Source organism: Ensifer sp. SL37 (assembly GCF_026672675.1).
GTDB classification, from domain to species: Bacteria; Pseudomonadota; Alphaproteobacteria; order Rhizobiales; family Rhizobiaceae; genus Ensifer; species Ensifer adhaerens.
In genome coordinates this window covers 2,951,400-2,973,481 of record NZ_JAPPRN010000006.1, presented here as the reverse complement: position 1 = coordinate 2,973,481, position 22,082 = coordinate 2,951,400, and the positions used below count along the sequence as shown (strand labels likewise).

The window sequence follows — 22,082 nt, the reverse complement described above, 5'->3', positions numbered from 1 at the left end:
GCTTCTATTTTTGAACCTATCCATTTTGGCATCGGCGATGCCGGTTAGGCGCAAGCGATGAACAAGACAGCCAAGACGGCGCGAGCCGACACCACGCCCCGAGACGATGCGGCGCCCAACGTCACCTTCATTCCCGGTGCGGTGAAGACGGTGAAGCGCAGGCGCCGCTCGCGAGCCTGGCTGTGGCTGCCGGTCATCCTCGCCGTCGCCGGCGCCGGCTATTACGGCTGGACGCGCTATGGAGAGAACCCGGCCTCGACCGCAATGGTGACCGAGGTGGTGACCCGCGGCGACATCGAAAACAGCGTGACCGCCGTCGGTACGCTCGACGCGGTCAATTCCGTCGATGCCGGCGCCCAGGTCTCTGGCCAGTTGAAGGCGCTGCATGTGGCGATCGGCGACACGGTCACGCAAGACCAGCTCGTCGCCGAGATCGATCCGGCCACCATCGAGAACCGCATAGAGATCGACCAGGCGGAGCTTGCCAACCTTCAGGCCCAGCTCATTTCCAAGAGGGCGCAGCTCGTCCTCAAGCAGGCCAATATCGACCGCCAGCGCAATCTCGTCGAAACCCGGAGCGTGGCGCAATCGACGCTCGACCAGGCGATTGCCGATCTCGCCGCCGCCGAGGCCGACGTCAACGCCATCGAGGCGCAGATCCGCAAGCAGCAGGCGACCCTTGCCGGCGACAAGGTCGATCTCGGCTACACCAAGATCTACGCGCCGATCTCGGGCACCATCGTCGCCAACCCGGCCAAGGCCGGCCAGACGCTGAACGCCAACCAGACGACGCCGACCATCGTCACCATCGCTGACCTCTCGACCATGACCGTCAAGGCGCAGGTGTCGGAAGCAGACGTCACCCGGCTGAAGGTCGGCATGGATGCCTATTTCACCCTGCTCGGCCAGCCCGGCAAACATTTTGCCGGCAAGCTTCGTCAGATCCAGCCGATGCCGGACACGGCCAACAACGTCGTGCTCTATTACGCACTGTTTGACGTGCCCAATCCCGAAGGCGAACTGATGATGTCGATGAGCGCCCAGGTGTTCTTCGTGCAAGCCGCCGCCAAGAATGTACTGATCGTGCCGAGCGGCGCCTTGAGCCATCCGGGTAAGGGCAGCGGCGATGCCGCCGGCCAAGGTAACGGCCGGCGCGACGGCCAGAGAAACGGAACCGGAAGCGGGCCCCACAAGGCGCAGGTGACCGTGGTTGCGGCTTCCGGCGCGCTCGAAACCCGCGACGTCGAAGTCGGCATTCGCAACCGCGTCAGCGCCGAGATCAGAAGCGGCCTCCAGGAGGGCGAGAAGGTGGTCGTCAGCACCGGATCGACAGCGAGCGGCAACGCCCGCGACAACCGAAACCAGCGCGGCATGCGCATGCCGCCGATGTTCTGATCCAAGCTCGATAGTGGCCATGACCCCGCTTCTCTCACTCAGGCACGTCAGCAAGACCTATTTCAACGGCGACCTCGCCGTCGAGGTCCTGCACGGCCTGTCGCTCGATATCGAGGCGGGCGAGTTCGTGGCGATCGTCGGCCAGTCGGGTTCCGGCAAGTCGACGCTGATGAACATACTCGGCTGCCTCGACCAGCCGACCGGCGGCGACTACCTGATCGATGGCGAGAGCGTCGCTACCCTCGACAGTGACGAGCTCGCGGCCCTTCGCCGCCGCACCTTCGGCTTCGTCTTCCAAAGCTACAACCTCATCCCGACAGCAAGCGCCAAGGAAAATGTCGAGGTACCGGCCGTCTACGCCGGCATGTCCGCCCGCGACCGGCACGACCGCGCCGAGGCGCTGCTTGAAGCGCTGAAGCTCGGCGAGCGCCTCGACCACCGGCCGGGCCAGCTGTCGGGCGGCCAGCAGCAACGCGTCTCCATCGCCCGCGCGCTGATGAACGGCGGCCGGGTGATCCTGGCCGACGAGCCGACCGGCGCGCTCGACAGCCAGAGCGGCTCCGACGTGATGGCGCTGTTGCGCGACATGAACGAGCAGGGCCATACGGTCATCGTCATCACCCATTCGCGCGAGGTCGCCGAACAGGCCGACCGGCTGATCGAGATCCATGACGGCCGCATCGTCGCCGACCGCGCCAAGAAAGCCCGCGTCAACGCCGAAGGGGCGGCCGCCCTCGCCCGCCATGTCAGCGAAGGCTCGGCCGCGATCGCCGATGTCACCGAAGCCGTCAAGATGGCGTTCCGGGCGCTGAAGGCCAATCTGTTCCGCACCATCCTGACCCTGCTCGGCATCGTCATCGGCGTCGGCTCGGTGGTCGCGATGCTCGCGATCGGCACCGGCGCGCAGGATTCTGTTCTGAGCCGCATCTCGTCGATGGGCTCGGACCTGCTGGTGGTGCGGCCGAGCATGGCGAATTTCCGCGGCAGCGCGGGCGGCAGCAACGTGACGCTGGTGCCCGCGGATGCGGACGCGATCCTGGAGGTGCCGAATGTCGCCTTCGCCGTGCCGGAGATGACCAGCTCCGTCACGCTTCGCCGCGGCAATGTCGACTATCAGACCACCGCCAACGGCACCGTACCGCAGTTTACCACCGCCAAATCCTGGAAGATGGCCAAGGGCGAGTTCATCAACCAGAACGACATGGACACCTACGCACCTGTGGCCGTACTCGGCCAGACGGTCGTGAAAACGCTCTTTCCAGACGGCGACAACCCGATCGGGCAGTATGTGCTGGTCAACAAGATCCCCTTCCAGGTGATCGGCGTGATGGCGGAAATGGGCGCCACCTCCTTCGGCAACGACCAGGACGACGTGGTGCTGGTGCCGCTTTCGACCGGCAGCATCCGCCTCTTCGGCCAACGCAACATCCGCACCATCACCGTTCAGGTGAAGGACGGTTCGGCGATCGACATCACGCAGCAGACGATCCAGGCGCTGCTCGACCAGCGCCACAAGCGCCAGGACACGCAGATCACCAACATGTCCTCCGTGCGCGAAGCCTTCACCGAGACCTCGAACACATTGAAGCTGTTCCTCGCCTCGGTGGCCGCGATCTCGCTGCTCGTCGGCGGCATCGGGGTCATGAACATCATGCTCGTCTCGGTCAGCGAGCGCACCCGCGAAATCGGCGTGCGCATGGCGACCGGCGCCCGCCAGCGCGATATCCTGCTGCAGTTCATCATCGAGGCGCTGGTCGTCTCCTTGATCGGCGGCACGCTCGGTGTGGCGCTCGGGCTCGGCACCGGCGCGCTTGCCGGCCAGTTCGGCATGCCCGTTTCCTTCACCCTCGGCCCGGTGGCGCTCGCCTTTGCCTGCGCCTTCCTGACCGGCCTCGTCTTCGGCTTCCTGCCCGCCCGCAACGCCTCGCGCCTGCAGCCGGCGGTGGCGCTGAGCGCGGATTAGGCAAAAGCCACGCTCCTGCCCGCCAGACGATAGACAAGTGTCGCGACACGACCCAAGATGGCAGGCATTGCATGCTTGGGGGATAATTCGCGATGTGGAAGGCGTTTGCTGTTTTTTACTGCCTGTTGGCGACGTTCGGCGTCCTGCTTGGCGGCTACATCATGGCGGGCCGGTCAGTGCCGATGTCGACTATCGGCCTTGGCCTGGCTTCCGTGGCCTTCGTGATGGCGTTTTTGACCCCCGTCGGGCTCGTCGCCTACGCCTTCAACCTGAATGCCCCACCCTATGGGCTCTGGCGGCCGCTGAGCTGGCTCATCGGCGTCTATCAGTTGCTGGTGTCGCTGCTCAGCGTCGTGCGGTTCGCACAGATGTTCGCCACCATCCCGGCCGGAAGCGACGTGGGCGTCACGAACCTCATCTGGCTGGTGCTCGGCCTGGCTCTCAACTATTTCAGCTGGCTCGGCGTCTGGCGCTATGGACGGCGCATGGCGCAGCAACCGGCGCAAGCGCGGTGGAGGCAAGCGTTGCAGGATCTATTCCAGGCTGGTGCGGATCCTGCGGCAAAACCCCGTTCCTTCTGAGGACGGACGAAGCATTCTGGTTGGGAGATAGGCGTCGCGATGTGGAAGGCGTTTGCAGTTCTCTATGGGCTGCTTTTCATTTTCATGCTGTCATCGGCTTTCGTCACGCTACCCCCTGAAATCGCGGTGCAGCTGTCGTCCGCCGACCGAGCCCTGTTCTATGCGGGCCTGGCCGTGGAATTTGCTGCCATGATAGGCGTCTTTGCCTATGCCTTCGGCCTGAGGGTCCCGCCCTTGCCATTTTGGCGGCCATTCAGCTGGGTTCTCGCCTGCTGGTGTCTCTATACGTTGATGGCCGATGCCTGGGATCTCGTCACGCTCATTTCCAGCCCCCAGCCCGGAGACGAAGGCCTGCTGTCGGCCTCCCTCGGTTTGCTGTTCCTGCTCCTTCTCAGCTATTTCGGCTGGCTCGGCGTCTGGCGCTATGGCCGCCGCATAGAGCAGCAGCCGGCCGCCATGGGCTGACAGCGGAACGTCAGCGCGCCAAGCACTCCGGTGAAAGAATGAGAGAGCGGGCGGCATGCAGGCCGTTTGAGGCGTAAGGCCTTGCGACAACCTCGCCCGCCGAACGATAGACAAGGCGCCCATCACCGCCGAAGCTGCCACCAACGCAGATACAGGATGATTCGCGATGTGGAAGGCATTTGCAATTTTCTACGTGCTCAGCCTTGCTTTCGGCCTGGTCATAGGAGCGACGCTGCTCCTGAGCTTTTGGGACGAGATGGCATACGGGATCAAGATCCTCGGCGGCGTCAGCCTGGTCATGGCGCTGGCAACGGCGATCGGTCTCGTCGCTTACGCCTTTAATCTGCAGGTCCCGCCGTTCGGGTTCTGGCGGCCCTACAGCTGGCTGCTCGGCATCCTTCTCGGCGGCCTGTCGCTGATCAGCGTCGTGCGATTTGCCGGTCAGTTCGAAGGCGGTGACGACCTCACCACTCTGCTCTGGCTTTGCCTGTCGCTTCTCGTCAACTATTTCAGCTGGCTCGGGATCTGGCGTTACGGCCGCCGGGTGAAGGCGATCGCGGGCTAGCCCGAGCGAACCGGGCTATAGCCCTTCGTCACGACAGGAAAGACATGCTCAACCTCGTCCTCTACAGCGACCAGATCGTCTCCGCCTGCTCGGCGATCGACCTCAGGCTTGTGGAGATGTTGGCGGCAGGCGGCGCTGGAAAACGCATCGCCTATGTCGCCTCCGGTCCGGAACGGGACCGCGGCTTCTTCCTTGCCGGGCAGGCCTATTACGGCAGGCTGGGTCTCGATCTCGCGCTGTTCTTCGATCTCGACGAACCGCATTCGGCAGACGACATTGCAGCGCTCTTCGCCTCAGACGCCATTCACCTTGCAGGCGGTCACACCGGCGGCTTTCTCGAACGGCTGAAGCGAAGCGGCATGCTCGGGCCGCTTCGCGACTGGGCACAGTCCGGCGGTATCCTCATCGGCGTCAGCGCCGGCGCCATTCTCATGGCGCCGACGATCGCGACCGATGCGCTCTTCATCGGTGAGCGGCCCGAGGACATCGAGGACGGCGCTGCACTCGATCTCACGCCCTTCGAGTTCTTCCCGCATCTCGGTGACGACGACAGCTACCTGCCCGCGCTGTTGCGCTACAGCCTGTCGACGCCGCGACCGATCCTTGCCTGCAACGACGGCGACGGCATCGTCGTTGCAGACGGGCGGATCGAGTGTCTTGGAGATCCTCTATGGATCTCGGCGGGAGCCGCGCGAGCACCGGCGGAAAGCATGCTTCAAGGCTTCATGCCGATGCAGATTTGATGACGGACCTGCAGACTATCATCCTGAAGAGCCCGCTCTTGGCTCCGATCCTCGATCGCTGGGACCGGATTGCCCTGCCCGATGGCTGGCTGGCAGCCGGCGCGATAGCGCAGACCGTCTGGAACCATGCCTTCGATCTGCCGCCGACGCACGGCATCAGCGATATCGACATCGTCTATTTCGACGGTGACGACCTCTCGCAAGAGGCGGAGGCCACGCATGCGAAGCGGATCGAAGGCCTGTTTGCGGATCTGCCCGTGCGGATCGACGTCAAGAACGAGGCGCGCGTTCACCTCTGGTACGAGGACAAGTTCGGCACGCCGATCAGGCCCTATCTATCGACGCGAGACGCGATCGCGACATTTCCGACGACTGCAACCGCCGTCGGACTTCGCCCGTCCCGGGGCGGACTGGAGACCTGCGCCCCTTTCGGCCTTGAGGACCTGCTCGCACCGATCGTGCGCGCCAACAAGAGCCAGATCACCCGCGCCATCTACGAGCGCAAAGTGGAACGGTGGCGCGCCCTTTGGCCGAGCCTTGCGATTGAAAGCTGGGACGTGAGGCCGGCTTGAGACGAGACGCTCCTGTCACTGCCGCCCCACCAGTTGTGGTCGGGAACGGCACGCGCGCTGAAACATCACATCGCGCCCGCCCGTGCGGCCTCCGCATGCCGAACGACGACGGCCCCTTCGCGCGCCGGAACCGGCGCAACCTTGCGCCTTCCAAGCTGAGCTTCCGCCTCCGTCAGGCCGATATCGGCCAGATGCTCAGCATCCAGTTCGCGCAGTTGCTGCAATTGCCAGTACCGCGAGCGCGGCGAAGCGACGAGATAAAGACCGAGTTCCCGGATCATGTCGAACATCCATGTTTCTTTTCCAACCATGGACACAGTCTGCGCCTCGACATCTCCTAAAAGAAGCTTAGCATTCCTATTCCACGCATAAGAGAAACTTTGGAAATAAGAGATACCTGGGCATGAGTGCGCTTGACCTCGATTATCTCAAAACCTTCGCGCTGGTCGCCGAACTCGGCAGCTTCTCGGCCGCCGCCGAGCGCCTGGGCCTGACCCAGCCGGCGGTCAGCCTGCAGGTGCGGGTGCTGGAGAAGCAGCTCGGCGTGCGCCTGGTCGAGCGGGTCGGCCGCAGGGCGCGGCCGAGTGCGGCCGGCGAGGAGCTGCTGGCCCATGCCGGCAGCATCGAGGCTGCCACCAGCCGGGCGATCGAGGCCGTCGCCCGCCACGCCAAAGGCGTTCTCGGGCGCGTCCGGCTCGGCACCGGCGCCACCCCGTGCGCCTTCCTGCTGCCGCCGCTTCTGGCCGACCTCAAGCGCCGCTTTCCCGATCTCGACATCACCGTGACAACCGGCAACAGCGCCGACATCGTCCGCGCGGTCGACGAGAACCTCATCGACATCGGCCTCGTCAGCCTGCCCGTTTCCGGCCGCATCTTCGATATCACGCCGCTCTTCGACGAGCGCTTCGTGGCGATTGCGCCGCTCGGGACCGCCCTGCCCGATACCGTCACGCCCGCGATCCTGGCTGAACGGCCGCTGATCCTCTACGAGCCCGGCGCCAACACGCGAAGGATCACCGACGAATGGCTGGCCACCACAGGCACGACCGTCAAGCCGGTGATGGCGCTCGGCAGCGTCGACGCGATCAAGGAGATGGTCGCCGTCGGCCTCGGCTCAGCCCTCGTTCCGGAAATCGCCCTTCGCCCCGGCGACCGGGAGCGGCTGGTGGTGCGGCCCGTCACCCCAACGCTCTTCCGCCGCTTCGCCCTGGTGCTTCGAAGCGACAAGCGGCTGGACCGGGCGCTGCGCAAAACGCTCGCTGCGCTGAAGACAACGGCGACTGGACTAGATACGCCCGAGGGCCGGACGCAGGGCCGCTAAAGGCGCCGCAGCGACGACGGGCGGGCTGTCGAAGCATGCCAGAGCCTTTAGGATGTAGGTCTTGACCTCATCGCTTAGTTTTGGTTTGGCCATTGATCTGTCAAAGTGCAGTCAAAGGAGCAAGCAGTGACGAAGTACGATCCCGACAGATTGAAACTCCGCATCCAGGGACGCGGCCTGAACACATGGAACTGGCAGCTACTGCTTGATGGCAAGCAGCTCATAAAATCCGGAACCATCTCGGGCTCAAGACGCAATGCCGAAGTCGCGGCTGAGGCAGTGTTGCGCGATATGTCAACTGCGCCGGATAAAGACTAAGCGAATAGAAGCTGGCAGGTGCCGCAGGCATGGGCGATCTGCACTCTGGCGATCTCGGGTTTCTGGTTGGCTGTATCGACCAAGGCCCGGACGCCGGCAGCATCTGCACCATTATGTCTGACCACGCCGGCGAACGCCTCGGACGTCGTGTGCACGGATGACGAAGACTGGGCGGCCGGGTTGCGGCCGCGATAGTCGGTCAGTGCCGCCTCCGCGGCGATCAGCCGGAAGGCGTCAGGCTTCGCCACCATCGACCAGAGCCGCCTCTTCATGCAGGCCGTGCAGTTGCATTCTCCGTGCCGGCGCTGATGTCGAGGTCCGCCTCGATCCGCGCCGCGCCGCAATGGCGGCTGCCGCCATAGGTCTTCAGCATCCCTTCTTCCCTGCCCTCGTTGTCGGCCCGGACTATGCCACCGGGGCGATTGAGAATCTGCGCCGTCACAATCACCGATCGGAAATCGGGTGGGCGCTGATGCCCGCCGGCAGTAGTCAGGGCGCCTCAATCAAGAGAAGGGAAAAGTCCATGACCATGCTGCAAGACAAGATCGTGATCGTCACCGGCGCCTCCTCCGGCATCGGCCGTGCGGTCGCCAGGCTCTTTGCCGCCGAGGGTGCGAAGATCGTCGCCAACGCCCGCGGCGAAGAGCAGCTCGACGCCGTCGTCGAAGCGATCCGCGAGGACGGCGGCGAAGCGATCGCGGTTGGCGGCGACGTCACCGCGGAAGAAACCCATATCCGGCTGGTGGAAGCGGCGCTCAAGCATTTCGGCGGCCTCGACATCGCCGTCAACAACGCCGGCGCGGTCAACGTCATGAAGCCGGTCGCCGAGATCACGTTCAAGGAATGGCAGCAATCGCTTGCCACCAACCTCACCTCCGCCTTCCTCGGCGCCCGCCACCAGATCCCGGCAATGCTCGCGCGTGACGGCGGCTCGCTGGTCTTCACCTCCACCTTCGTCGGCACCAGCGTCGGTATTCCCGGCATGGCCGCCTATGGCGCGGCAAAGGCCGGCCTGATGGGCCTCGTCAAGGGCATCACTGCCGACTATGGCGCAAAGGGCATCCGCGCCAATGCGCTCCTGCCCGGCGGCGTCGACACGCCGGCGGCCGGCAGCAAGGAAAACAAGGAATGGGCGGCCGGCCTGCACGCCATGAAGCGCATCGCCCAGCCGGAAGAAATCGCGCAGGCCGCCCTCTTCCTCTCAGGCCCGATGGCAAGCTTCGTCTCCGGTGCGGCGCTCTTTGCCGATGGAGGGAACGCTGCGGTGAAGTAACGGCAGCTCAAGCGCCGGGGGCAGATTTCCAGTCATGCTCCCGGTCAACCGGCTTTTCCGGTCCAGATAAGACGACGCCTGTCAGGATGGTATAACCCGAAAACGCCGGGTTGTGTCACACCAGAAACAATCATTGCGAGCGTTGCCAAATTGCAAGATCTTCGGCTTTGCAAAAAATCGGGATTCATCGAAGACGAGAGTTGAGCTTCGCTCAGCAAGCGCAGGGTTTCGCAAATGGCCTTCATCCCCTTCAAGGGCGCAAAAATCGCATTGCTCTTTCAGGGGCTTTTGATTGCCTACCAGCGTGATCAAAAGCCGGAAATCCCCTTCCCCGGCATGTGGGATCTTCCGGGGGGCGGACGAGAGGATGATGAGAGCCCGGTCGAGTGCGCAATCAGGGAGACCCGCGAGGAGTTCGATATGGCAGTCGATCCGGCGTGGATCGTGTGGACGCGGTATTATCCGGCACAGAATACGACCGCCCCCGGAAGTTACTTCCTTGTTGGCAAGCTCGAAGAGGGTTTCGGGCCCGTAAGGTTTGGCGACGAAGGCCAGCAGTGGGCAATGACATCGATCGCTGACTTCCTAACCACCCTGAAGTCGTCGAGAGTTTGAAGAGCAGATTGCGCGATTATCTCGTCGAAAACACTTGATCGGGATCCCGTCGGGACCGCCGGCCCGCCAGCGCCTGTCGTTTCGGGTCGTCCCCCGTGGTTCGGCGTCTTCTCACACCGGTATCTCCGTCGTCTCCTTGCCGGTACGGATCACGAAGGCGGTGTAGTAGCGCGCGACATTGGTTTCCTCGCGAAACAGCCGCTCGGTCAGCGCGTCGAGCTCGTCCATGTCTTTCAGCCGCAGCATCAAAATGGCGTCGGTCTCGCCGCTGACGCTGTAGGCCTGGATCACTGCCGGCTCCTTTTCCGCCATGTCGAGGAAGCGGCGGATATATTGCTCGCCGTGGCGCTCGAGCTCGACTGTGATGATCGCCTTCATGGTGCGACCAGCCTTTGCGGGATTAAGCACCGCGACGATCCGGTCGATGACGCCGGTCTCGTGTAGCCGCCTGATGCGGCGCAGGCAGCTCGATGGCGAAAGGCCGACCTCTTCCGCAAGCTCGGCATTGGTGCGCGAGGCATCCACCTGCAAGAGCCTCAAGAGCTTGCTGTCGATCTTGTCCATCCCCGTCCGTCCCCCTGTTGCGGTCATTTGCAATTTTATTGCACAAAGGTGCATATTTTGACCACAACTGCGAACGGCCTGGCGTTAGTCCTTGGACAACATCCCAAGGAGAGACAGCCATGACCGTCCTGATCATCCTCTACCGCAAGACCCTTGCTACCCTCGAAGTCTACTTCGATCTGGTGCGCATCATCGTGCCCGTCACCATCGTCACCCATGTGCTGCAGGAACTCGGCGTGATCCGCGCGGTCGCACCCGCCTTCGAGCCGGTAATGACGGTGATCGGCCTGCCGCCCGAGTTTGCCTTCGCGTGGCTCACCGGCCTGCTCGTCGGCATCTGGGGCGCCGTCGTTGTGGTCTTCGCGCTGGTGCCGGTCTCGGAACTGACGACTGCCGACATGACGGTGTTTTCGGCGCTGATGCTGGTGGCCCATGCCATCCCGATCGAACAGCGCATCATCCAGAAGGCGGGCCCAAACTTCCTCGTCACCGCCGCGATAAGGATCGGCGGCGGCCTCATCTTCGCAGCCCTCCTGCATCAGCTCTTCGCCGTCACCGGATGGCTTGCAACCCCGCTCGCCCCCACCTGGATCCCGGCCAACGAGGGCTCCGGCTGGGTCGCCTTCGCCTTCGGCACGCTGAAGACGCTTCTGACCATGCTCGTCGTGCTGCTCGTGCTCAGTTGGACGATCGAGATCCTCAAGCTCGTCGGCATCCTCGCATGGCTGAACCGGGGCATGGCGCCGCTCTTTCGCCTTGCGGGCGTCAAGACCGAGACCGTGCCCTTTGCCGCCGTCGGCGTGCTGCTTGGCATTTCCTATGGTGGCGCGCTTCTGATCCGCGAGGCGCGCGAGGCCAAGGTCGAGCCGCGCCAGGTGTTCCTCGCCTGCGTCTTCATGGGCTTTGGCCATAGCCTCATCGAGGACACGCTGGTGGTCGTGGCGCTGGGGGCGGATTTCACCAGCGTCTTCTTCGGCCGGCTGGTCTTTGCCATCGTCGCCACGGCCATCGTCGCCCGGATTGTCGCCTCCGCGCCCGACGCCGTGTTCTTCCGGTCGTTCTTCCGCAAGGACGACTTCAACCTTGCGTCCCCTCAGGCCGAGCTCAACGGATGACCGTGTGACAGGGCGGTGAACGCCGCCCTGTCACATTGTAGCCCTGGTTCACCCGACGAAATTGGGCGTGCGCTACCGGGCGCACGCCTTGGGGCGAGCACCCATCGTTCTAGCATGCCCCTGGATTTTTTAACTGTTACGTACTTACGGGCTTGCCGCTTTTCTGTCTTGCTCCGGCACGCACAACGCAGTGTCGGAAATGCAGTTCGGCCATGCCTGAAACCAGAGCCGCCAAGTCCGGTCGCAAGGACCGGCAGGTGCGCACCAGTTCGGCCATTGCTTTCAGGACTGCACGTGGCTGGAGCCAGAGACGGATCCAGACCGACTGAAAGATCATCGACAATCCCATACCCCAATGAGGAGTGCGATTGATGGAGGCCTTCAACTATCTTCTCTCTTGTTCCCTTGCAGCTTCGTTCACGTTGCTCGCCACCACGTCGCACGCCCAGGAGGCAAAGGGGTGGGACCGTACGGTCAGAACCGCGGACTATCTGGAGCCGGCCATTCCGCGCCCCGCTCAGGAGCAGACGGCCGCGGACCGGCTTCGCGAGTTTGAGACGAGGACCGGTCGCAAACCCAACATCCTGATCCTGCTCGTCGATGACCTTGGATATGGCGACCTGGGTGCGTTCGGCGGCGGCGCGATGCTCGGGGCTCCGACACCGAACATCGACAAGCTGGCAACCGAGGGCCTGAAGCTGACATCGGCCTATGCGACGCCGGTGTGCACGCCCTCGCGCGCGGCCCTGATGACGGGTCGTATTCCGGCGCGAAGCGGCCTTACGCGTCCCCTGCTTGCGAGCGACCACCCCACCAAGAACCCCTGGGCCGACGAGGTCTCGGCGGCAAAGCTCCTGAGCGACAACGGCTATGTCACCGGCCTCTCGGGCAAGTGGCACATCGGCGAAGCCAAGGGCATGCAGCCCCAGGACGTCGGCTATGACGAATTCCATGGTTTCCTGTCGGTCGTCAGCGAATACACGCAGTACATGGACAGCCGGAAATATTCGCAGCTTATGCTCGATCCGCAGCGGCTGGAGACGTTCAAGAGCCTCAGCGAGTATAACGGCGTGGTCGAAGGCAAGAAGGGCGGCGACCTGAAGATCGTCTATCCGCTGGAGACGCAGAAGCAGATGGGAAATGTCGACCAGGATTTTGCCAACTGGTCGGTGGATTTCATCAAGCGCGCGGCCAAGGACAACAAGCCGTTCTACCTGATCCACGCCTTTGCCAAGGTCCATTTCGACAACTATGCCGCTGATGGCTACGAGGGGCGCAGCCCCGCCAAGCTGCCCTACCGCGACGCCGTGGTCGAGGTCGACGACATCGTCGGGCGGCTGACGAAGACCCTTCAAGACGCCGGCCAGGCCGACAACACCTTCGTGTTCTTCACCTCCGACAACGGCCCGGAGGAAGACAGCTACCCGGACTCCGGCTTCACCCCGTTCCGCTCCGGCAAGGGCACGACCTGGGAAGGTGGCGTGCGCGTGCCGGGCATCGCCTACTGGCCCGGCATGATCAAGGCGGGGCGCATCAGCGACGGCCTGTTTGACCTCATGGACCTGTTCAACACGTCGCTGGCGCTTGCCGGCATCAAGGACAAGATCCCGACCGAGCGCTATATCGACGGTGTCGACCAGAGCAGCTTCCTGCTGGCCGACGACGGTCAGACGTCCCGCCAGGCGGTCTTCTCCTATAACCAGGCCGAGTTCTCGGCCATCCGCTGGGAAAACTTCAAGGGCTATTTCAAGGTCATGCAGTACGACCAGCCATTTTCCAACATCAGCATGTCGACATTCTCGCCGGTCGGCGTCGCCCCCTGGATCTTCGATATCTATCGTGATCCCAAGGAGCGCATCACCCGCAGCAATGGCGACTATGAATGGCTCTACGGCCCCATCCTGCAGCTGCAGACCCAGCACGCAGCGACCTTCGTCAAATATCCGAAGAAGGACATCGGCCTCGGGATCGGCGGCGGCGGCGATCCCAAGTAGGCTAGCATACCCGGCTGACATTCTAGACCGTGACTGGCGGCCCCCATCGAAATCGGTGGGGGCCGTTGTTTGAGGTGGGATGCGGCACCGACGATGCGGCCTATTCCGCAGCGACCCGCCCAAGCCCGCCTTCAGAAATCGCCATCCGTCCGAAGGCGGCACGGTAGGCGGCGGGTGTCGTCGAAAGCTGCTGGCGGAAGTGATGACGCAGCGTCTGGGTGGAGCCGAAGCCGGAGGCTTCCGCCACCTGCTCCATGCCGAGCGCGGTCTCCTCCAGCAATTGCCGGGCGCGCGACAGCCGCTCGGACAAAAGCCAGCGCGCCGGCGTCGTGCCGGTCGCCGCCTCGAAGCGGCGCAGGAAGGTGCGCTCGCTCATGCCCGCAGCCTTTGCCAGCGCCGCAATCGAAAAGTCCTCACCGAGCCGTTCGCGCATACGGTCAAGCAGCGGCCCGAGCCGGGCGCTCTCATGCACGTCGGGCACCGCCCGCTCGATGAACTGCGCCTGGCCGCCATCGCGATGCGGCGGCACGACGAGACGGCGGGCGACGCGGTTGGCCGCCTCGCTGCCGAAATCGCGGCGGATCAGGTGCAGGCAGAGATCGATGCCGGCCGCACTGCCAGCCGAGGTCAGAACCTCGCCGCCATCGACATAGAGCACATCCGGCACCACCTCGATGTCTGGATAAAGCGCTTTCAGCTTGTCGGTATAGCGCCAGTGGGTCGTCGCCCGCCGGCCCGATAGCAGCCCGGCAGCCGCCAGCACGAAGACGCCGGAGCAGATGGAAAGCACGCGCGCGCCCCGCGCGCAGGCGTCCCTCAGCGCCTGGCACACCGCCTCCGGCACGGGCTGATCGGCGCCGCGCCAGCCGGGCACGATGATCGTGCCGGCGTGGCCCAAAAGCTCGATGCCGCCGTCGGCGACAAAGCGAACGCCGCCGGTCGCCCTAAGCTCACCCGGATCGACCGAGGCGACGGCAAAACGGTACCAGCCCTCGCCCATTTCCGGCCGCGGCAGGCCGAACATCTCGACGGCGACGCCGAACTCGAAGGTACAGAGCCCGTCATAGGCGAGCGCCACGACGAGCGGGTTTGTGAGTGGTGCGGCAACGGAAAACGACTTTGGCATGATCTTGAGCATATATGGCAATGTTGCCAACTGCCAGCCCTGATCCAGCGCTGCTACACATATCCTCGTCAACGCGCACCGAGCCAAGGAGAACCCCGATGAGCACCGTCACCGAAATTCCCGCCGCATCGCCTGAGATCGCCATTGCCCATTTTGCCGGGCGGCTCAGCGTCGAGACCGATTGCTCCGACGTCGCCCAGGCGCTGAAGAGCGGCGAGCAGGACTTCGTGCTGCTGCACGTCGTCGGCTCGGATGCGGCCTATGCGCGCCGCCACGTGCCGGGCGCGATCCACCTGCCCCACCGGCAGATCACTGCGGAGCGTTTGGCCGAGTGGCCGGCCGATACCCTCTTCGTCGCCTATTGCGCCGGCCCCCATTGCAACGGCGCCGACCAGGCCGCACTCAAGCTCGCCAGGCTCGGCCGGCCGGTGAAGATCATGATCGGCGGCATCACCGGCTGGGAAGACGAAGGCCTCGCCTTTGCGACCGGCGCTACCCCCGGCGAAGCGCAGGCTCTGCTCGCCGCTTAAGCCGGCGCCAAACGCCCTTTGCAGCGCCGCACGCCTTGCCGGATGCGCGGCACTGCAGCATTTTGGATCGCGATCGATTTCAGCCTGAAATCGATCGCGATTGCGGCAAATGATGCCGCAAGTTCGGCCTTCCACCGGCCCTCGGTAACCCGCCCCGGACAGCTAACCCCTTTGCACGAGATATCGCGATGCCCGCGTCACCCGTTATCGTCCGCCCATTTAAACGAGATGACGTCGCCTGCGTGCTGCGGCTGATGCGCGGCCTTGCAGTCTTCGAAGCTTATATTGACGCGTTCCGCGTGACCGAGAGCGATCTGATCGAGCATGGGCTTGGCGACAACCCACGCTTTGGCGTGCTGGTCGCGGAGTTTGGCGGCCGTGTCATCGGCATCGCTGTGCATTACGTCATCCCCTGGACCTACGATCTGAACCCGACGCTGGTGCTGAAGGAACTTTTCGTCGATGAAACAGCACGTTCCCTGGGGGCCGGCGCGGCGCTGATCGACGCCTTGAAACGTCATGCCGCAGCGATCGGCGCACCGCGCATCGAATGGTCGGTGCTTGCGAGCAACGAAAATGCCAAGCGCTTCTACCTGCGCCAGGGCGCGATACACGATGCGATATGGGAGCCCTGGACGCTGCCGATCGGGACCGACGAGACCTAAAAGGGAGTGTGGGGGATTTGTCTTTGTCCATGCGGGCTACCGTCAGGAAAATCCTGACCCGATTGGGTGAAAAAGCTGGGGATTTTCCCGTAACCCAAATTGACTATTAAAATCCCCTTAAAATCCATTGCTTTCAGATCACGCTTTTGCCACACTGTACTTGCGATTGCGCCCCAGAAGTATGCAATCCCCGGAAGAGTATGCATGCTTGTGGTTATATTGCAGTGCAGTTGCTTTATTAATTTTATTGCGCGCTTGAGCCTCCGTCCCCACGGGGGCTCAATCATTTTTGGACACCCCTTTTCCCTCCGTGACGGCCCGGCGCTCTCGGGACCTTTCAGAGATGGAGGCAAGGCATAGACGCAACGGAAGATAGCGCCGCATAGATCGCTCCCGCAAACATTGCGGCCTTTCAGGTGGGAAGCTGTCCGTTGAATTCCACGCCCTTGAAACCATCGATCCCGGCAAGATCGACGATGCAGCCGAGGCGATCTTGCCGGGCGAAGATGCGCTGTCTCGCATCGCAATTCGACGGCACACGCGACCGCTTCAACCGCGAGGACCCCGCGCGGGCTTTGGCGCTGGAAGATGGGACCCGCCTGCAAGGAGGGCGTTCAACGTTTGCAGGCCGATCGGACGAGGCTGAAGGAAGCGGTGGCCCGCCTGAAGGGGAATATCTGCAGGCGGCAGGCGCCGGCCGGGATCGGAAACCCCGGCCGCATGTCTTCGTGCTTAATGCCCGCCGAGCACCAGCGTCTGCACCGGCAGCATCAGCGCCTGAATGCGCAGGATCGCCGCATGCACGAGGCCAACGGCATCGACACCGTGCAGATAGGCCCACTGCAGCGTGCTGATCCCCGGCTTGTCCAGTTCGTCGTGGTTGCTGGTGTAGGCATTGGCGATGCAACTGCTGCCGGGCGGAACGTCGTCGAGCACGCCGGGATAAAGCGGCTCCATGACCACGGTCAGCGTGCCGGGTTGCGAGATCTGCGTAACGTCGATCAGCTGGTCGCTGGCGCGCACTTGGCCGGAGGCAATCACGTCCTGCACCTCTGTGACGACGAGCGGAATGATGGTGAACGGCTTGCCGACGCAGGTCGCCTCGCCGATCATGCCGGGCTTCATCACCTGAGCCTCGATCTGCCCGAAGCCGGCCACCAGCCGCGCCCGGCCCGCGTCTTCCGGCACGAGCACGCCCGCTGGCCTCAGCAGCGGGTTGACGATTTCGCCGACCCGAAGCGTGAACTGCTGCAGCGTGCCGGACACGCCGGCGCGCACGGTGGTCTTGGTAATATCGACCTCCGCCTGCTTCAGCGCCGCTTCGGCGCTGGCCTTCTGCGACGGCAGCAGCGATTGCAGCTTCGTCTCCAGCGTCTGCTTGTTGGAAAGTACAGCGGTCAGCGCGCCCTTGCGCCCTTCGAGAAGCACCTGCTTGCGCTCGATTTCGCGGCGGGCAACGACGTTCGGGTTGAGCCGGTTAAGCTCCACCTGTGTGTTGTATTCGTCCTCGGCCTGCTTCACGTCGGCCTGTGCCTGGACGATCGCGCCATCAGCGGCAACAAGCTCGGTGCGACCGACAGCCAATTCGGCGTCAACCTCGGCGATCTGGCGGCGGGCGACTTCGGCGGCCGCTTCCTCCTCCGAACTGTCGAGCTTGAACAGCGGCTGGCCGGCCTTCACCTTCTCAAAGCGCGTGGCATAAATCTCCGTGACGCGCCCATTGGTCTCCGGCAGCACGGCCACGGTGCGGAACGCGGCCGTCACGTTCTTCGTCGACGGATGGAAGTAGAAGATCAGCGTGATCAGCGAGATCGTCAGCACGATGCAGGCGGTGATGCCCCAGCGCAGTTCGAACCAGACCGAATAGATGGTGATCTCGCGCCCTATGCGTTTTCCCTGGCCGTAACGGCGGAAGAGATAGTCGGGCAGGATGGTCAGCATCGAGCAAAGGATAAACTCGAACATGGCTTATGCCTTCCCTTCCGTCGATGGCTGAGCGGGCGATGCGTGGCCGTGGCCGGGCAACGCGTGCGGTTGTGGGTGGCTTGCTGCAGGCTCGGCCTCCACGTCCCTCGCCTCCGGCACGGTCGGCTGGTCCACCTTACCGGCAATCCGCTCCAGCGAACCGGCGATCGATGAAAGCGGCGAGGAGAAATCGGGAAGGTCGATCAGGGCCAAAAGCAGAGCTGCGCCCCACAGGAGGTTGTTGTGGGTGAGCAGCGACAGGAGCGCCAGGACCGCCACCAGCTCCAGCTGGATCTTGTTGGTCTTGTGCGCCATGACCTCCGGCAGCGAATGCAGCCTGAGATAGAGTGTACCGAGCGCGAAAATCGCCACGATCAGGAAAACGGCAACCGCGTTCAAAAGCCAGTCGGACTGGCCCGGGGCTGTAATAAAGCCCGGCAGGTGATGGATGGCTGCAGGATGGATGGCTTCGGACATTACGCCTCCGCAAATCGGACTGGACCACGAGAATCGAACATTAGCACCCCTCAAAAAAAACGAAATAGAAGCTTGCACTTCAGCCGCAACTTGACCTTGCGGCGCCACGCGCCCTATCAATCGACGCGCCGGCACTTCGAGCGCCGCCGGTTTCGAGCAGGATCGAAAGGCACATGCTGTTCCCGCGGTAACGGCACCGGATGCCCACTCGCCCTAACGCGCGCAGACGCCCGCGCCTCTCGCGCGGCGCGTGCCGGCACAAGCACAGCCAGAAGGAGAGACCGCCATGGCCCAGAACATCTATGATCGTCAGGAGTTTTTCGAGGGCTACAGCCAGCTCGGGCGCTCGGTGCATGGTCTTGCCGGGGCCGCGGAATGGCCGGCGATTCGCGCGCTCCTACCGGATCTTTCCGGAAGCCGCGTCGTCGATCTCGGCTGCGGCTATGGGTGGTTTTCGCGCCACGCCCGCGCGGCCGGTGCCGCCCATGTGCTCGGGCTCGATCTCTCCGAGAAGATGATCGCCCGCGCCAAGGCCGACACATCAGATCCAGCAATCGACTACAAGATTGCCGATCTCGACCAGCTCGACCTGCCCGAAACGAGCTTCGACTTCGCCTACAGCTCGCTGGCCTTCCACTATATCGAGGATTTCGGCCGGCTGGTCGCGACCATCCACAAGGCGCTGGTACCCGGCGCCCATTTCGTGTTCACCATCGAGCACCCGATCTACATGGCCTCGCACAATCCCGGCTGGCGCATCACCGATGGCGAGCGCACCTGGCCCGTTGATCACTACTCAGCCGAAGGCCCGCGCACGACGAACTGGCTGGCCAAGGGCGTGATCAAGCACCACCGCACCATCGGCACGACGCTGAACACGCTGATTGGCGCAGGCTTCGCCATCCGCCACGTCGAGGAATGGCGGCCGACGCAAGAGCAGATCGCCGAGATCCCGGCTCTGGCCGAAGAGATGGACCGGCCGATGATCCTGATCGTGAAGGTGCAGAAGTAAGCGACGACGACGGCCGTTACATTGGCCGCCTCTCGCCCTTACCCCTTCTCCTTCAGCGTCTCCTTCTGGGTGATCAGCCGGGCACTGTGCTGTCCGCTCAGATACGTCCAGAACCAGCTCCAGGCGACGGCGAAGCGGCTGCGCGTGCCGATCAGGAAGTAGATGTGGGCGATGCCCCAGATCCACCAGGCAAGCGCGCCCTTGAGCTTGAAGCGGCCGAAATCGATGATCGCCGCGCGCCGACCGATGGTGGCAAGGCTGCCCTGGTGGCGATAGCGGAAGTCTCCGGGCGGCTTGTCGCCTGAAAGCCGCGCGCGGATGACGTCGGCCACATAGGCGCCCTGCTGCTTGGCGGCCGGCGCAATGCCCGGCACCGGCTTGCCGCCGTCATAGGTGACGGCAGCCGTGTCGCCGATGACGAAAACGTCGGGATGGCCGGGAGCCGTGAGGTCAGCGCCGACGATCGCCCGGCCGGCGCGGTCGGCCGGCATATCCAGCCAGCGGGCAGCGGGCGAGGCCTGCACACCGGCGGCCCAGACGAGCGTACGGCTGCCGACGAACTGGTCGCCGATGACAACGCCCTCTTCCGTGCAGGATGTCACGGGTGTACCGGTGCGAACCTCGACGCCGAGCCGCTCCAGTTCCTTGACCGCATAGGCCGAAAGATCCTCGCTGAAGGCGGCGAGAATGCGCGGCCCCGCTTCCACCAGGATCACACGGGCCTGCCGCGTGTCGATGCGGCGAAATTCGTCGGGAAGCGTGCGGTGCGCCATCTCGGCGATGATGCCGGCAAGCTCGACCCCGGTCGGGCCGGCACCGATGACGGTGAAGGTCAGGAGGGCGGCACGGAGATCAGGATCCTCTTCGAGCTCGGCGCGCTCGAAGGCGAGCAGCACCCGCCGCCGGATCGTCGTCGCGTCTTCCAGCGTCTTCAGGCCGGGGGCAAAGGGCTCCCATTCGTCATGGCCGAAATAGGCATGCGTCGCCCCGGTCGCCAGCACCAGCGTGTCGTAGCCGATCCGCTTTCCGTCCCTGAGCACCACGGCCTTTCCGGCCTCGTCGACATCGCTCGCCTCGCCAAGCAGCGTCGTCACCTCCGGCCGGTCGCGCCAGAGGCTGCGGATCGGCCAGGCGATTTCAGAGGTCGCGATCAGCGTTGTTGCCACCTGGTAGAGCAAGGGCTGGAAGAGATGATGGTTGCGCCGGTCGATGAGGGTGATCCTCACCGGCGCGCCGGCAAGCCCCTTGACGAGTTGCAATCCGCCGAACCCGCCGCCGACAACGACCACGTGATGCCTGTCCTGCATGTTCTTTCCAGTCGGCTTTGCGACCGGCCTTCCGTTGGACATGCCACAACATTGGGGTTGTGACCGCCAAGGACAAGCGCAACCACCTCATGTCACCCTTGCAAAAAGTCAAGAACAGCCCGCAACCGTCAGCGCTCGTTCGGCGCGAGATGCCGGATCCGCGCCACATGCGCCGCAACATCCTCAGCCGTAAACGGTGAATAGCGACGTACGTCGCTGGCGGGATCAAAGCCGAGACCCAACCGCTTTTCCGGGCGAAAGGACCGCTGGGGCCGGATCGGCCTTGGCGCAAATCCGCCGCCGCAGGTCGGGCAGACATTGTGAAGCACCGTTTCCACGCAGCTTGCGCAATAGGTGCATTCGTAAGAGCAAATGCGCGCATCCGCAGACGCCGGCGGCAGGTCGCGGTCGCACAGTTCGCAGTTCGGTCTGAGTTCCAGCATGGTCGGCTCCAAGGGTGGCGGATGATGGCCCCGCTTGCTCCCATGAAAAACCTTTGGCATAAATGACAATATGCCCTCGTTTTATGCCAACCCCGAGAATGCCGCGCGAACCGTCGCGATCGTGCTCTTCGATCGCACCAAGCTGATCGACGTGACCGGGCCGCTGCAGGTCTTCAACGACGCCCGCACCGCGTCGGGTGCGCGGGCCTATTCTATTTCCCTGCTCTCCGCGTGCGGCGGACCGGTCGCAACCGACACAGGCTTTGCGCTCGATACGCACCCCTTTTCCGATTGCCCCGCGCCCGACACCCTGCTCGTCTCGGGCGGGCAAAGCGCGCTCGAAGCGGCGAATTCGGAAGAGCTGCAAGCATTCCTGGCGGCCATGGCCGGCCAATGTCGGCGACTCGGCTCCATCTGCCTCGGCGCCTTCATTCTCGCGCGCGGCGGCCATCTTGATGGGCGGCGCGCAACGACCCATTGGGAAGATTGCGCCCAGCTGCAGCAGGATTTCCCATATATCGACGTGCGCGAGGATTCGATTTACGAGCAGGATCGCGGCATCTGGACCTCCGCCGGCGTGACCGCCGGCATCGACATGGCGCTTGCGATGGTCGAAGAGGACCTCGGCCGCAGCGAGGCCCTGCGGCTCGCGCGCTCCCTGGTGCTCTACGTCAAGCGCACGGGCGGCCAGCGCCAGTTCAGCGCCGCCCTGCACCAGCAGATGACGAGCCGAGGCGACCGCTTCGATGCGCTGGTGGCCGAGATCCGCGCCGATCTGGCAGCCGACCTCTCCGTGCCGCGGCTTGCGGACATGGCGCGCATGAGCGAGCGGAATTTCTCCCGCCTGTTTACGCAGGAGGTGGGCGCAAGCCCGGCGCGATTCGTCGAGGAATTGCGGGTCGATGCGGCCTGCGAGGCGCTCCAGCGCGGGGACGTGCCCGTCTCGCAAGCGCCGTTTCTCTTCGGCTTCGGAAACGCCGAGCGTATGCGCCGCGCCTTTCAGCGCCGCAAGGGCATCGCGCCCTCGGACTATGCGGCCCGCTTCGGCCCGCCCTGACGGACGAAACCCGGAG

Annotated in this window: 25 protein-coding genes and 1 pseudogene; 17 read left to right on the top strand and 9 right to left on the bottom strand. The window is 64.0% G+C overall.

Annotation, left to right across the window (positions count from 1 at the left end; genetic code table 11):
- The first annotated feature begins 57 nt into the window (after positions 1-57).
- The 7 genes from OVA00_RS26520 to OVA00_RS26490 all read left to right on the top strand — a co-directional run bounded on the left by OVA00_RS26520 (position 58) and on the right by OVA00_RS26490 (position 6,284).
- On the top strand, positions 58-1,395 hold the full coding sequence (locus tag OVA00_RS26520) for an efflux RND transporter periplasmic adaptor subunit (RefSeq protein ID WP_268089908.1): 1,338 nt from the start codon (positions 58-60) through the stop codon (positions 1,393-1,395).
- A gap of 19 nt (positions 1,396-1,414) precedes the next feature.
- The gene (locus tag OVA00_RS26515; protein ID WP_060605348.1) at positions 1,415-3,358 is read left to right on the top strand and encodes a MacB family efflux pump subunit; all 1,944 of its coding nucleotides are present in this window, start codon (positions 1,415-1,417) and stop codon (positions 3,356-3,358) included.
- A gap of 92 nt (positions 3,359-3,450) precedes the next feature.
- On the top strand, positions 3,451-3,939 hold the full coding sequence (locus tag OVA00_RS26510; RefSeq protein WP_268089907.1) for a hypothetical protein: 489 nt from the start codon (positions 3,451-3,453) through the stop codon (positions 3,937-3,939).
- A 39-nt stretch (positions 3,940-3,978) separates the two neighbouring features.
- Positions 3,979-4,404 (top strand): hypothetical protein, encoded by a 426-nt coding sequence (locus OVA00_RS26505; RefSeq protein ID WP_112974886.1) that lies wholly within the window; start codon positions 3,979-3,981, stop codon positions 4,402-4,404.
- A 166-nt stretch (positions 4,405-4,570) separates the two neighbouring features.
- The gene (locus OVA00_RS26500; RefSeq protein WP_034792862.1) at positions 4,571-4,969 is read left to right on the top strand and encodes a hypothetical protein; all 399 of its coding nucleotides are present in this window, start codon (positions 4,571-4,573) and stop codon (positions 4,967-4,969) included.
- A 44-nt stretch (positions 4,970-5,013) separates the two neighbouring features.
- Positions 5,014-5,712: a Type 1 glutamine amidotransferase-like domain-containing protein gene (locus OVA00_RS26495; protein ID WP_268089906.1), complete on the top strand. Its 699-nt coding sequence runs from the start codon at positions 5,014-5,016 to the stop codon at positions 5,710-5,712.
- Entirely contained in the window at positions 5,712-6,284 is a 573-nt protein-coding gene (locus OVA00_RS26490; protein ID WP_268089905.1) for a nucleotidyltransferase family protein, read from the top strand. The genes OVA00_RS26495 and OVA00_RS26490 overlap by 1 nt, the downstream gene beginning before the upstream one ends.
- Before the next feature lie 65 nt (positions 6,285-6,349).
- Here the strand turns inward: OVA00_RS26490 and OVA00_RS26485 are convergent, their stop codons facing one another.
- On the bottom strand, positions 6,350-6,574 hold the full coding sequence (locus tag OVA00_RS26485) for a DUF1127 domain-containing protein (protein WP_060582753.1): 225 nt from the start codon (positions 6,572-6,574) through the stop codon (positions 6,350-6,352).
- A 113-nt stretch (positions 6,575-6,687) separates the two neighbouring features.
- Here OVA00_RS26485 and OVA00_RS26480 point away from each other — a divergent pair, with 113 nt between their 5' ends.
- On the top strand, positions 6,688-7,605 hold the full coding sequence (locus OVA00_RS26480) for a LysR family transcriptional regulator (protein WP_268089904.1): 918 nt from the start codon (positions 6,688-6,690) through the stop codon (positions 7,603-7,605).
- Between the two features lie 3 nt (positions 7,606-7,608).
- Here OVA00_RS26480 and OVA00_RS26475 read toward each other — a convergent pair.
- Positions 7,609-7,698: pseudogene (locus OVA00_RS26475) on the bottom strand (DUF2280 domain-containing protein); the annotation flags it as partial.
- A 33-nt stretch (positions 7,699-7,731) separates the two neighbouring features.
- Here OVA00_RS26475 and OVA00_RS26470 point away from each other — a divergent pair.
- On the top strand, positions 7,732-7,923 hold the full coding sequence (locus OVA00_RS26470; RefSeq protein ID WP_060582751.1) for a hypothetical protein: 192 nt from the start codon (positions 7,732-7,734) through the stop codon (positions 7,921-7,923).
- On the opposite strand, the gene OVA00_RS26465 is transcribed toward OVA00_RS26470, so the two are convergent.
- Positions 7,920-8,195, bottom strand: a complete 276-nt coding sequence (locus OVA00_RS26465; protein WP_268089902.1) for a hypothetical protein — start codon at positions 8,193-8,195, stop codon at positions 7,920-7,922. The two genes, OVA00_RS26470 and OVA00_RS26465, sit on opposite strands and share 4 nt — an antisense overlap.
- A gap of 251 nt (positions 8,196-8,446) precedes the next feature.
- On the opposite strand from OVA00_RS26465, the gene OVA00_RS26460 reads away from it, so the two are divergent.
- Positions 8,447-9,196 carry an SDR family oxidoreductase gene (locus tag OVA00_RS26460; RefSeq protein WP_034792821.1) on the top strand — a complete coding sequence of 250 codons (750 nt, stop codon included), beginning with the start codon at positions 8,447-8,449 and terminating at the stop codon, positions 9,194-9,196.
- 234 nt (positions 9,197-9,430) lie between these two features.
- A complete protein-coding gene (locus tag OVA00_RS26455) occupies positions 9,431-9,811 on the top strand; it encodes an NUDIX hydrolase (RefSeq protein WP_268089900.1) in 381 nt (126 codons plus the stop codon).
- Between the two features lie 111 nt (positions 9,812-9,922).
- Here the strand turns inward: OVA00_RS26455 and OVA00_RS26450 are convergent, their stop codons facing one another.
- The gene (locus OVA00_RS26450) at positions 9,923-10,375 is read right to left on the bottom strand and encodes an Lrp/AsnC family transcriptional regulator (RefSeq protein ID WP_034792802.1); all 453 of its coding nucleotides are present in this window, start codon (positions 10,373-10,375) and stop codon (positions 9,923-9,925) included.
- A gap of 119 nt (positions 10,376-10,494) precedes the next feature.
- Here OVA00_RS26450 and OVA00_RS26445 point away from each other — a divergent pair, with 119 nt between their 5' ends.
- Together OVA00_RS26445 and OVA00_RS26440 are read left to right on the top strand one after the other, a co-directional pair.
- Positions 10,495-11,490 carry a nucleoside recognition domain-containing protein gene (locus tag OVA00_RS26445; RefSeq protein ID WP_268089899.1) on the top strand — a complete coding sequence of 332 codons (996 nt, stop codon included), beginning with the start codon at positions 10,495-10,497 and terminating at the stop codon, positions 11,488-11,490.
- A gap of 371 nt (positions 11,491-11,861) precedes the next feature.
- Positions 11,862-13,484 (top strand): arylsulfatase, encoded by a 1,623-nt coding sequence (locus OVA00_RS26440; protein ID WP_268089898.1) that lies wholly within the window; start codon positions 11,862-11,864, stop codon positions 13,482-13,484.
- Between the two features lie 100 nt (positions 13,485-13,584).
- Here the strand turns inward: OVA00_RS26440 and ftrA are convergent, their stop codons facing one another.
- Entirely contained in the window at positions 13,585-14,622 is a 1,038-nt protein-coding gene (ftrA, locus tag OVA00_RS26435) for a transcriptional regulator FtrA (protein ID WP_268089897.1), read from the bottom strand.
- 86 nt (positions 14,623-14,708) lie between these two features.
- Between ftrA and OVA00_RS26430 the strand changes: the two genes are divergently transcribed.
- Positions 14,709-15,140: a rhodanese-like domain-containing protein gene (locus OVA00_RS26430; RefSeq protein ID WP_060582746.1), complete on the top strand. Its 432-nt coding sequence runs from the start codon at positions 14,709-14,711 to the stop codon at positions 15,138-15,140.
- Between the two features lie 188 nt (positions 15,141-15,328).
- Positions 15,329-15,805 carry a GNAT family N-acetyltransferase gene (locus OVA00_RS26425; RefSeq protein WP_268089895.1) on the top strand — a complete coding sequence of 159 codons (477 nt, stop codon included), beginning with the start codon at positions 15,329-15,331 and terminating at the stop codon, positions 15,803-15,805.
- Between the two features lie 732 nt (positions 15,806-16,537).
- Here the strand turns inward: OVA00_RS26425 and OVA00_RS26420 are convergent.
- Positions 16,538-17,770: an HlyD family secretion protein gene (locus tag OVA00_RS26420; protein WP_034792791.1), complete on the bottom strand. Its 1,233-nt coding sequence runs from the start codon at positions 17,768-17,770 to the stop codon at positions 16,538-16,540.
- A gap of 3 nt (positions 17,771-17,773) precedes the next feature.
- Positions 17,774-18,247, bottom strand: coding sequence for a hypothetical protein (locus OVA00_RS26415; RefSeq protein WP_051659258.1), 474 nt, complete (start codon positions 18,245-18,247; stop codon positions 17,774-17,776).
- Positions 18,248-18,533: 286 nt separating this feature from the next.
- Between OVA00_RS26415 and OVA00_RS26410 the strand changes: the two genes are divergently transcribed.
- Positions 18,534-19,259 (top strand): class I SAM-dependent methyltransferase, encoded by a 726-nt coding sequence (locus tag OVA00_RS26410; RefSeq protein ID WP_218685284.1) that lies wholly within the window; start codon positions 18,534-18,536, stop codon positions 19,257-19,259.
- Positions 19,260-19,297: 38 nt separating this feature from the next.
- Here OVA00_RS26410 and OVA00_RS26405 read toward each other — a convergent pair whose 3' ends face one another.
- Both OVA00_RS26405 and OVA00_RS26400 read right to left on the bottom strand, forming a co-directional pair.
- Positions 19,298-20,566, bottom strand: coding sequence for an NAD(P)/FAD-dependent oxidoreductase (locus OVA00_RS26405; protein WP_268089894.1), 1,269 nt, complete (start codon positions 20,564-20,566; stop codon positions 19,298-19,300).
- Positions 20,567-20,694: 128 nt separating this feature from the next.
- Positions 20,695-21,009, bottom strand: a complete 315-nt coding sequence (locus OVA00_RS26400; protein WP_127889187.1) for a DUF1272 domain-containing protein — start codon at positions 21,007-21,009, stop codon at positions 20,695-20,697.
- Between the two features lie 70 nt (positions 21,010-21,079).
- On the opposite strand from OVA00_RS26400, the gene OVA00_RS26395 reads away from it, so the two are divergent.
- Complete coding sequence (locus OVA00_RS26395) at positions 21,080-22,066, top strand: GlxA family transcriptional regulator (protein ID WP_268089893.1); 987 nt, start codon at positions 21,080-21,082, stop codon at positions 22,064-22,066.
- The last annotated feature ends 16 nt before the right edge of the window (positions 22,067-22,082 follow it).

Coding starts and splice junctions, on each gene's coding strand:
- OVA00_RS26495 (WP_268089906.1), top strand. CDS start 5,014: ATGCTCAACCTCGTCCTCTACAGCGACCAGATCGTCTCCGCCTGCTCG.
- OVA00_RS26405 (WP_268089894.1), bottom strand. CDS start 20,566: ATGCAGGACAGGCATCACGTGGTCGTTGTCGGCGGCGGGTTCGGCGGA.
- OVA00_RS26460 (WP_034792821.1), top strand. CDS start 8,447: ATGACCATGCTGCAAGACAAGATCGTGATCGTCACCGGCGCCTCCTCC.
- OVA00_RS26465 (WP_268089902.1), bottom strand. CDS start 8,195: ATGAAGAGGCGGCTCTGGTCGATGGTGGCGAAGCCTGACGCCTTCCGG.
- OVA00_RS26520 (WP_268089908.1), top strand. CDS start 58: ATGAACAAGACAGCCAAGACGGCGCGAGCCGACACCACGCCCCGAGAC.
- OVA00_RS26490 (WP_268089905.1), top strand. CDS start 5,712: ATGACGGACCTGCAGACTATCATCCTGAAGAGCCCGCTCTTGGCTCCG.
- OVA00_RS26510 (WP_268089907.1), top strand. CDS start 3,451: ATGTGGAAGGCGTTTGCTGTTTTTTACTGCCTGTTGGCGACGTTCGGC.
- OVA00_RS26425 (WP_268089895.1), top strand. CDS start 15,329: ATGCCCGCGTCACCCGTTATCGTCCGCCCATTTAAACGAGATGACGTC.
- ftrA (WP_268089897.1), bottom strand. CDS start 14,622: ATGCTCAAGATCATGCCAAAGTCGTTTTCCGTTGCCGCACCACTCACA.
- OVA00_RS26450 (WP_034792802.1), bottom strand. CDS start 10,375: ATGGACAAGATCGACAGCAAGCTCTTGAGGCTCTTGCAGGTGGATGCC.
- OVA00_RS26440 (WP_268089898.1), top strand. CDS start 11,862: ATGGAGGCCTTCAACTATCTTCTCTCTTGTTCCCTTGCAGCTTCGTTC.
- OVA00_RS26445 (WP_268089899.1), top strand. CDS start 10,495: ATGACCGTCCTGATCATCCTCTACCGCAAGACCCTTGCTACCCTCGAA.
- OVA00_RS26395 (WP_268089893.1), top strand. CDS start 21,080: ATGCCCTCGTTTTATGCCAACCCCGAGAATGCCGCGCGAACCGTCGCG.
- OVA00_RS26455 (WP_268089900.1), top strand. CDS start 9,431: ATGGCCTTCATCCCCTTCAAGGGCGCAAAAATCGCATTGCTCTTTCAG.
- OVA00_RS26420 (WP_034792791.1), bottom strand. CDS start 17,770: ATGTTCGAGTTTATCCTTTGCTCGATGCTGACCATCCTGCCCGACTAT.
- OVA00_RS26415 (WP_051659258.1), bottom strand. CDS start 18,247: ATGTCCGAAGCCATCCATCCTGCAGCCATCCATCACCTGCCGGGCTTT.
- OVA00_RS26505 (WP_112974886.1), top strand. CDS start 3,979: ATGTGGAAGGCGTTTGCAGTTCTCTATGGGCTGCTTTTCATTTTCATG.
- OVA00_RS26480 (WP_268089904.1), top strand. CDS start 6,688: ATGAGTGCGCTTGACCTCGATTATCTCAAAACCTTCGCGCTGGTCGCC.
- OVA00_RS26515 (WP_060605348.1), top strand. CDS start 1,415: ATGACCCCGCTTCTCTCACTCAGGCACGTCAGCAAGACCTATTTCAAC.
- OVA00_RS26500 (WP_034792862.1), top strand. CDS start 4,571: ATGTGGAAGGCATTTGCAATTTTCTACGTGCTCAGCCTTGCTTTCGGC.
- OVA00_RS26410 (WP_218685284.1), top strand. CDS start 18,534: ATGGCCCAGAACATCTATGATCGTCAGGAGTTTTTCGAGGGCTACAGC.
- OVA00_RS26430 (WP_060582746.1), top strand. CDS start 14,709: ATGAGCACCGTCACCGAAATTCCCGCCGCATCGCCTGAGATCGCCATT.
- OVA00_RS26485 (WP_060582753.1), bottom strand. CDS start 6,574: ATGTTCGACATGATCCGGGAACTCGGTCTTTATCTCGTCGCTTCGCCG.
- OVA00_RS26400 (WP_127889187.1), bottom strand. CDS start 21,009: ATGCTGGAACTCAGACCGAACTGCGAACTGTGCGACCGCGACCTGCCG.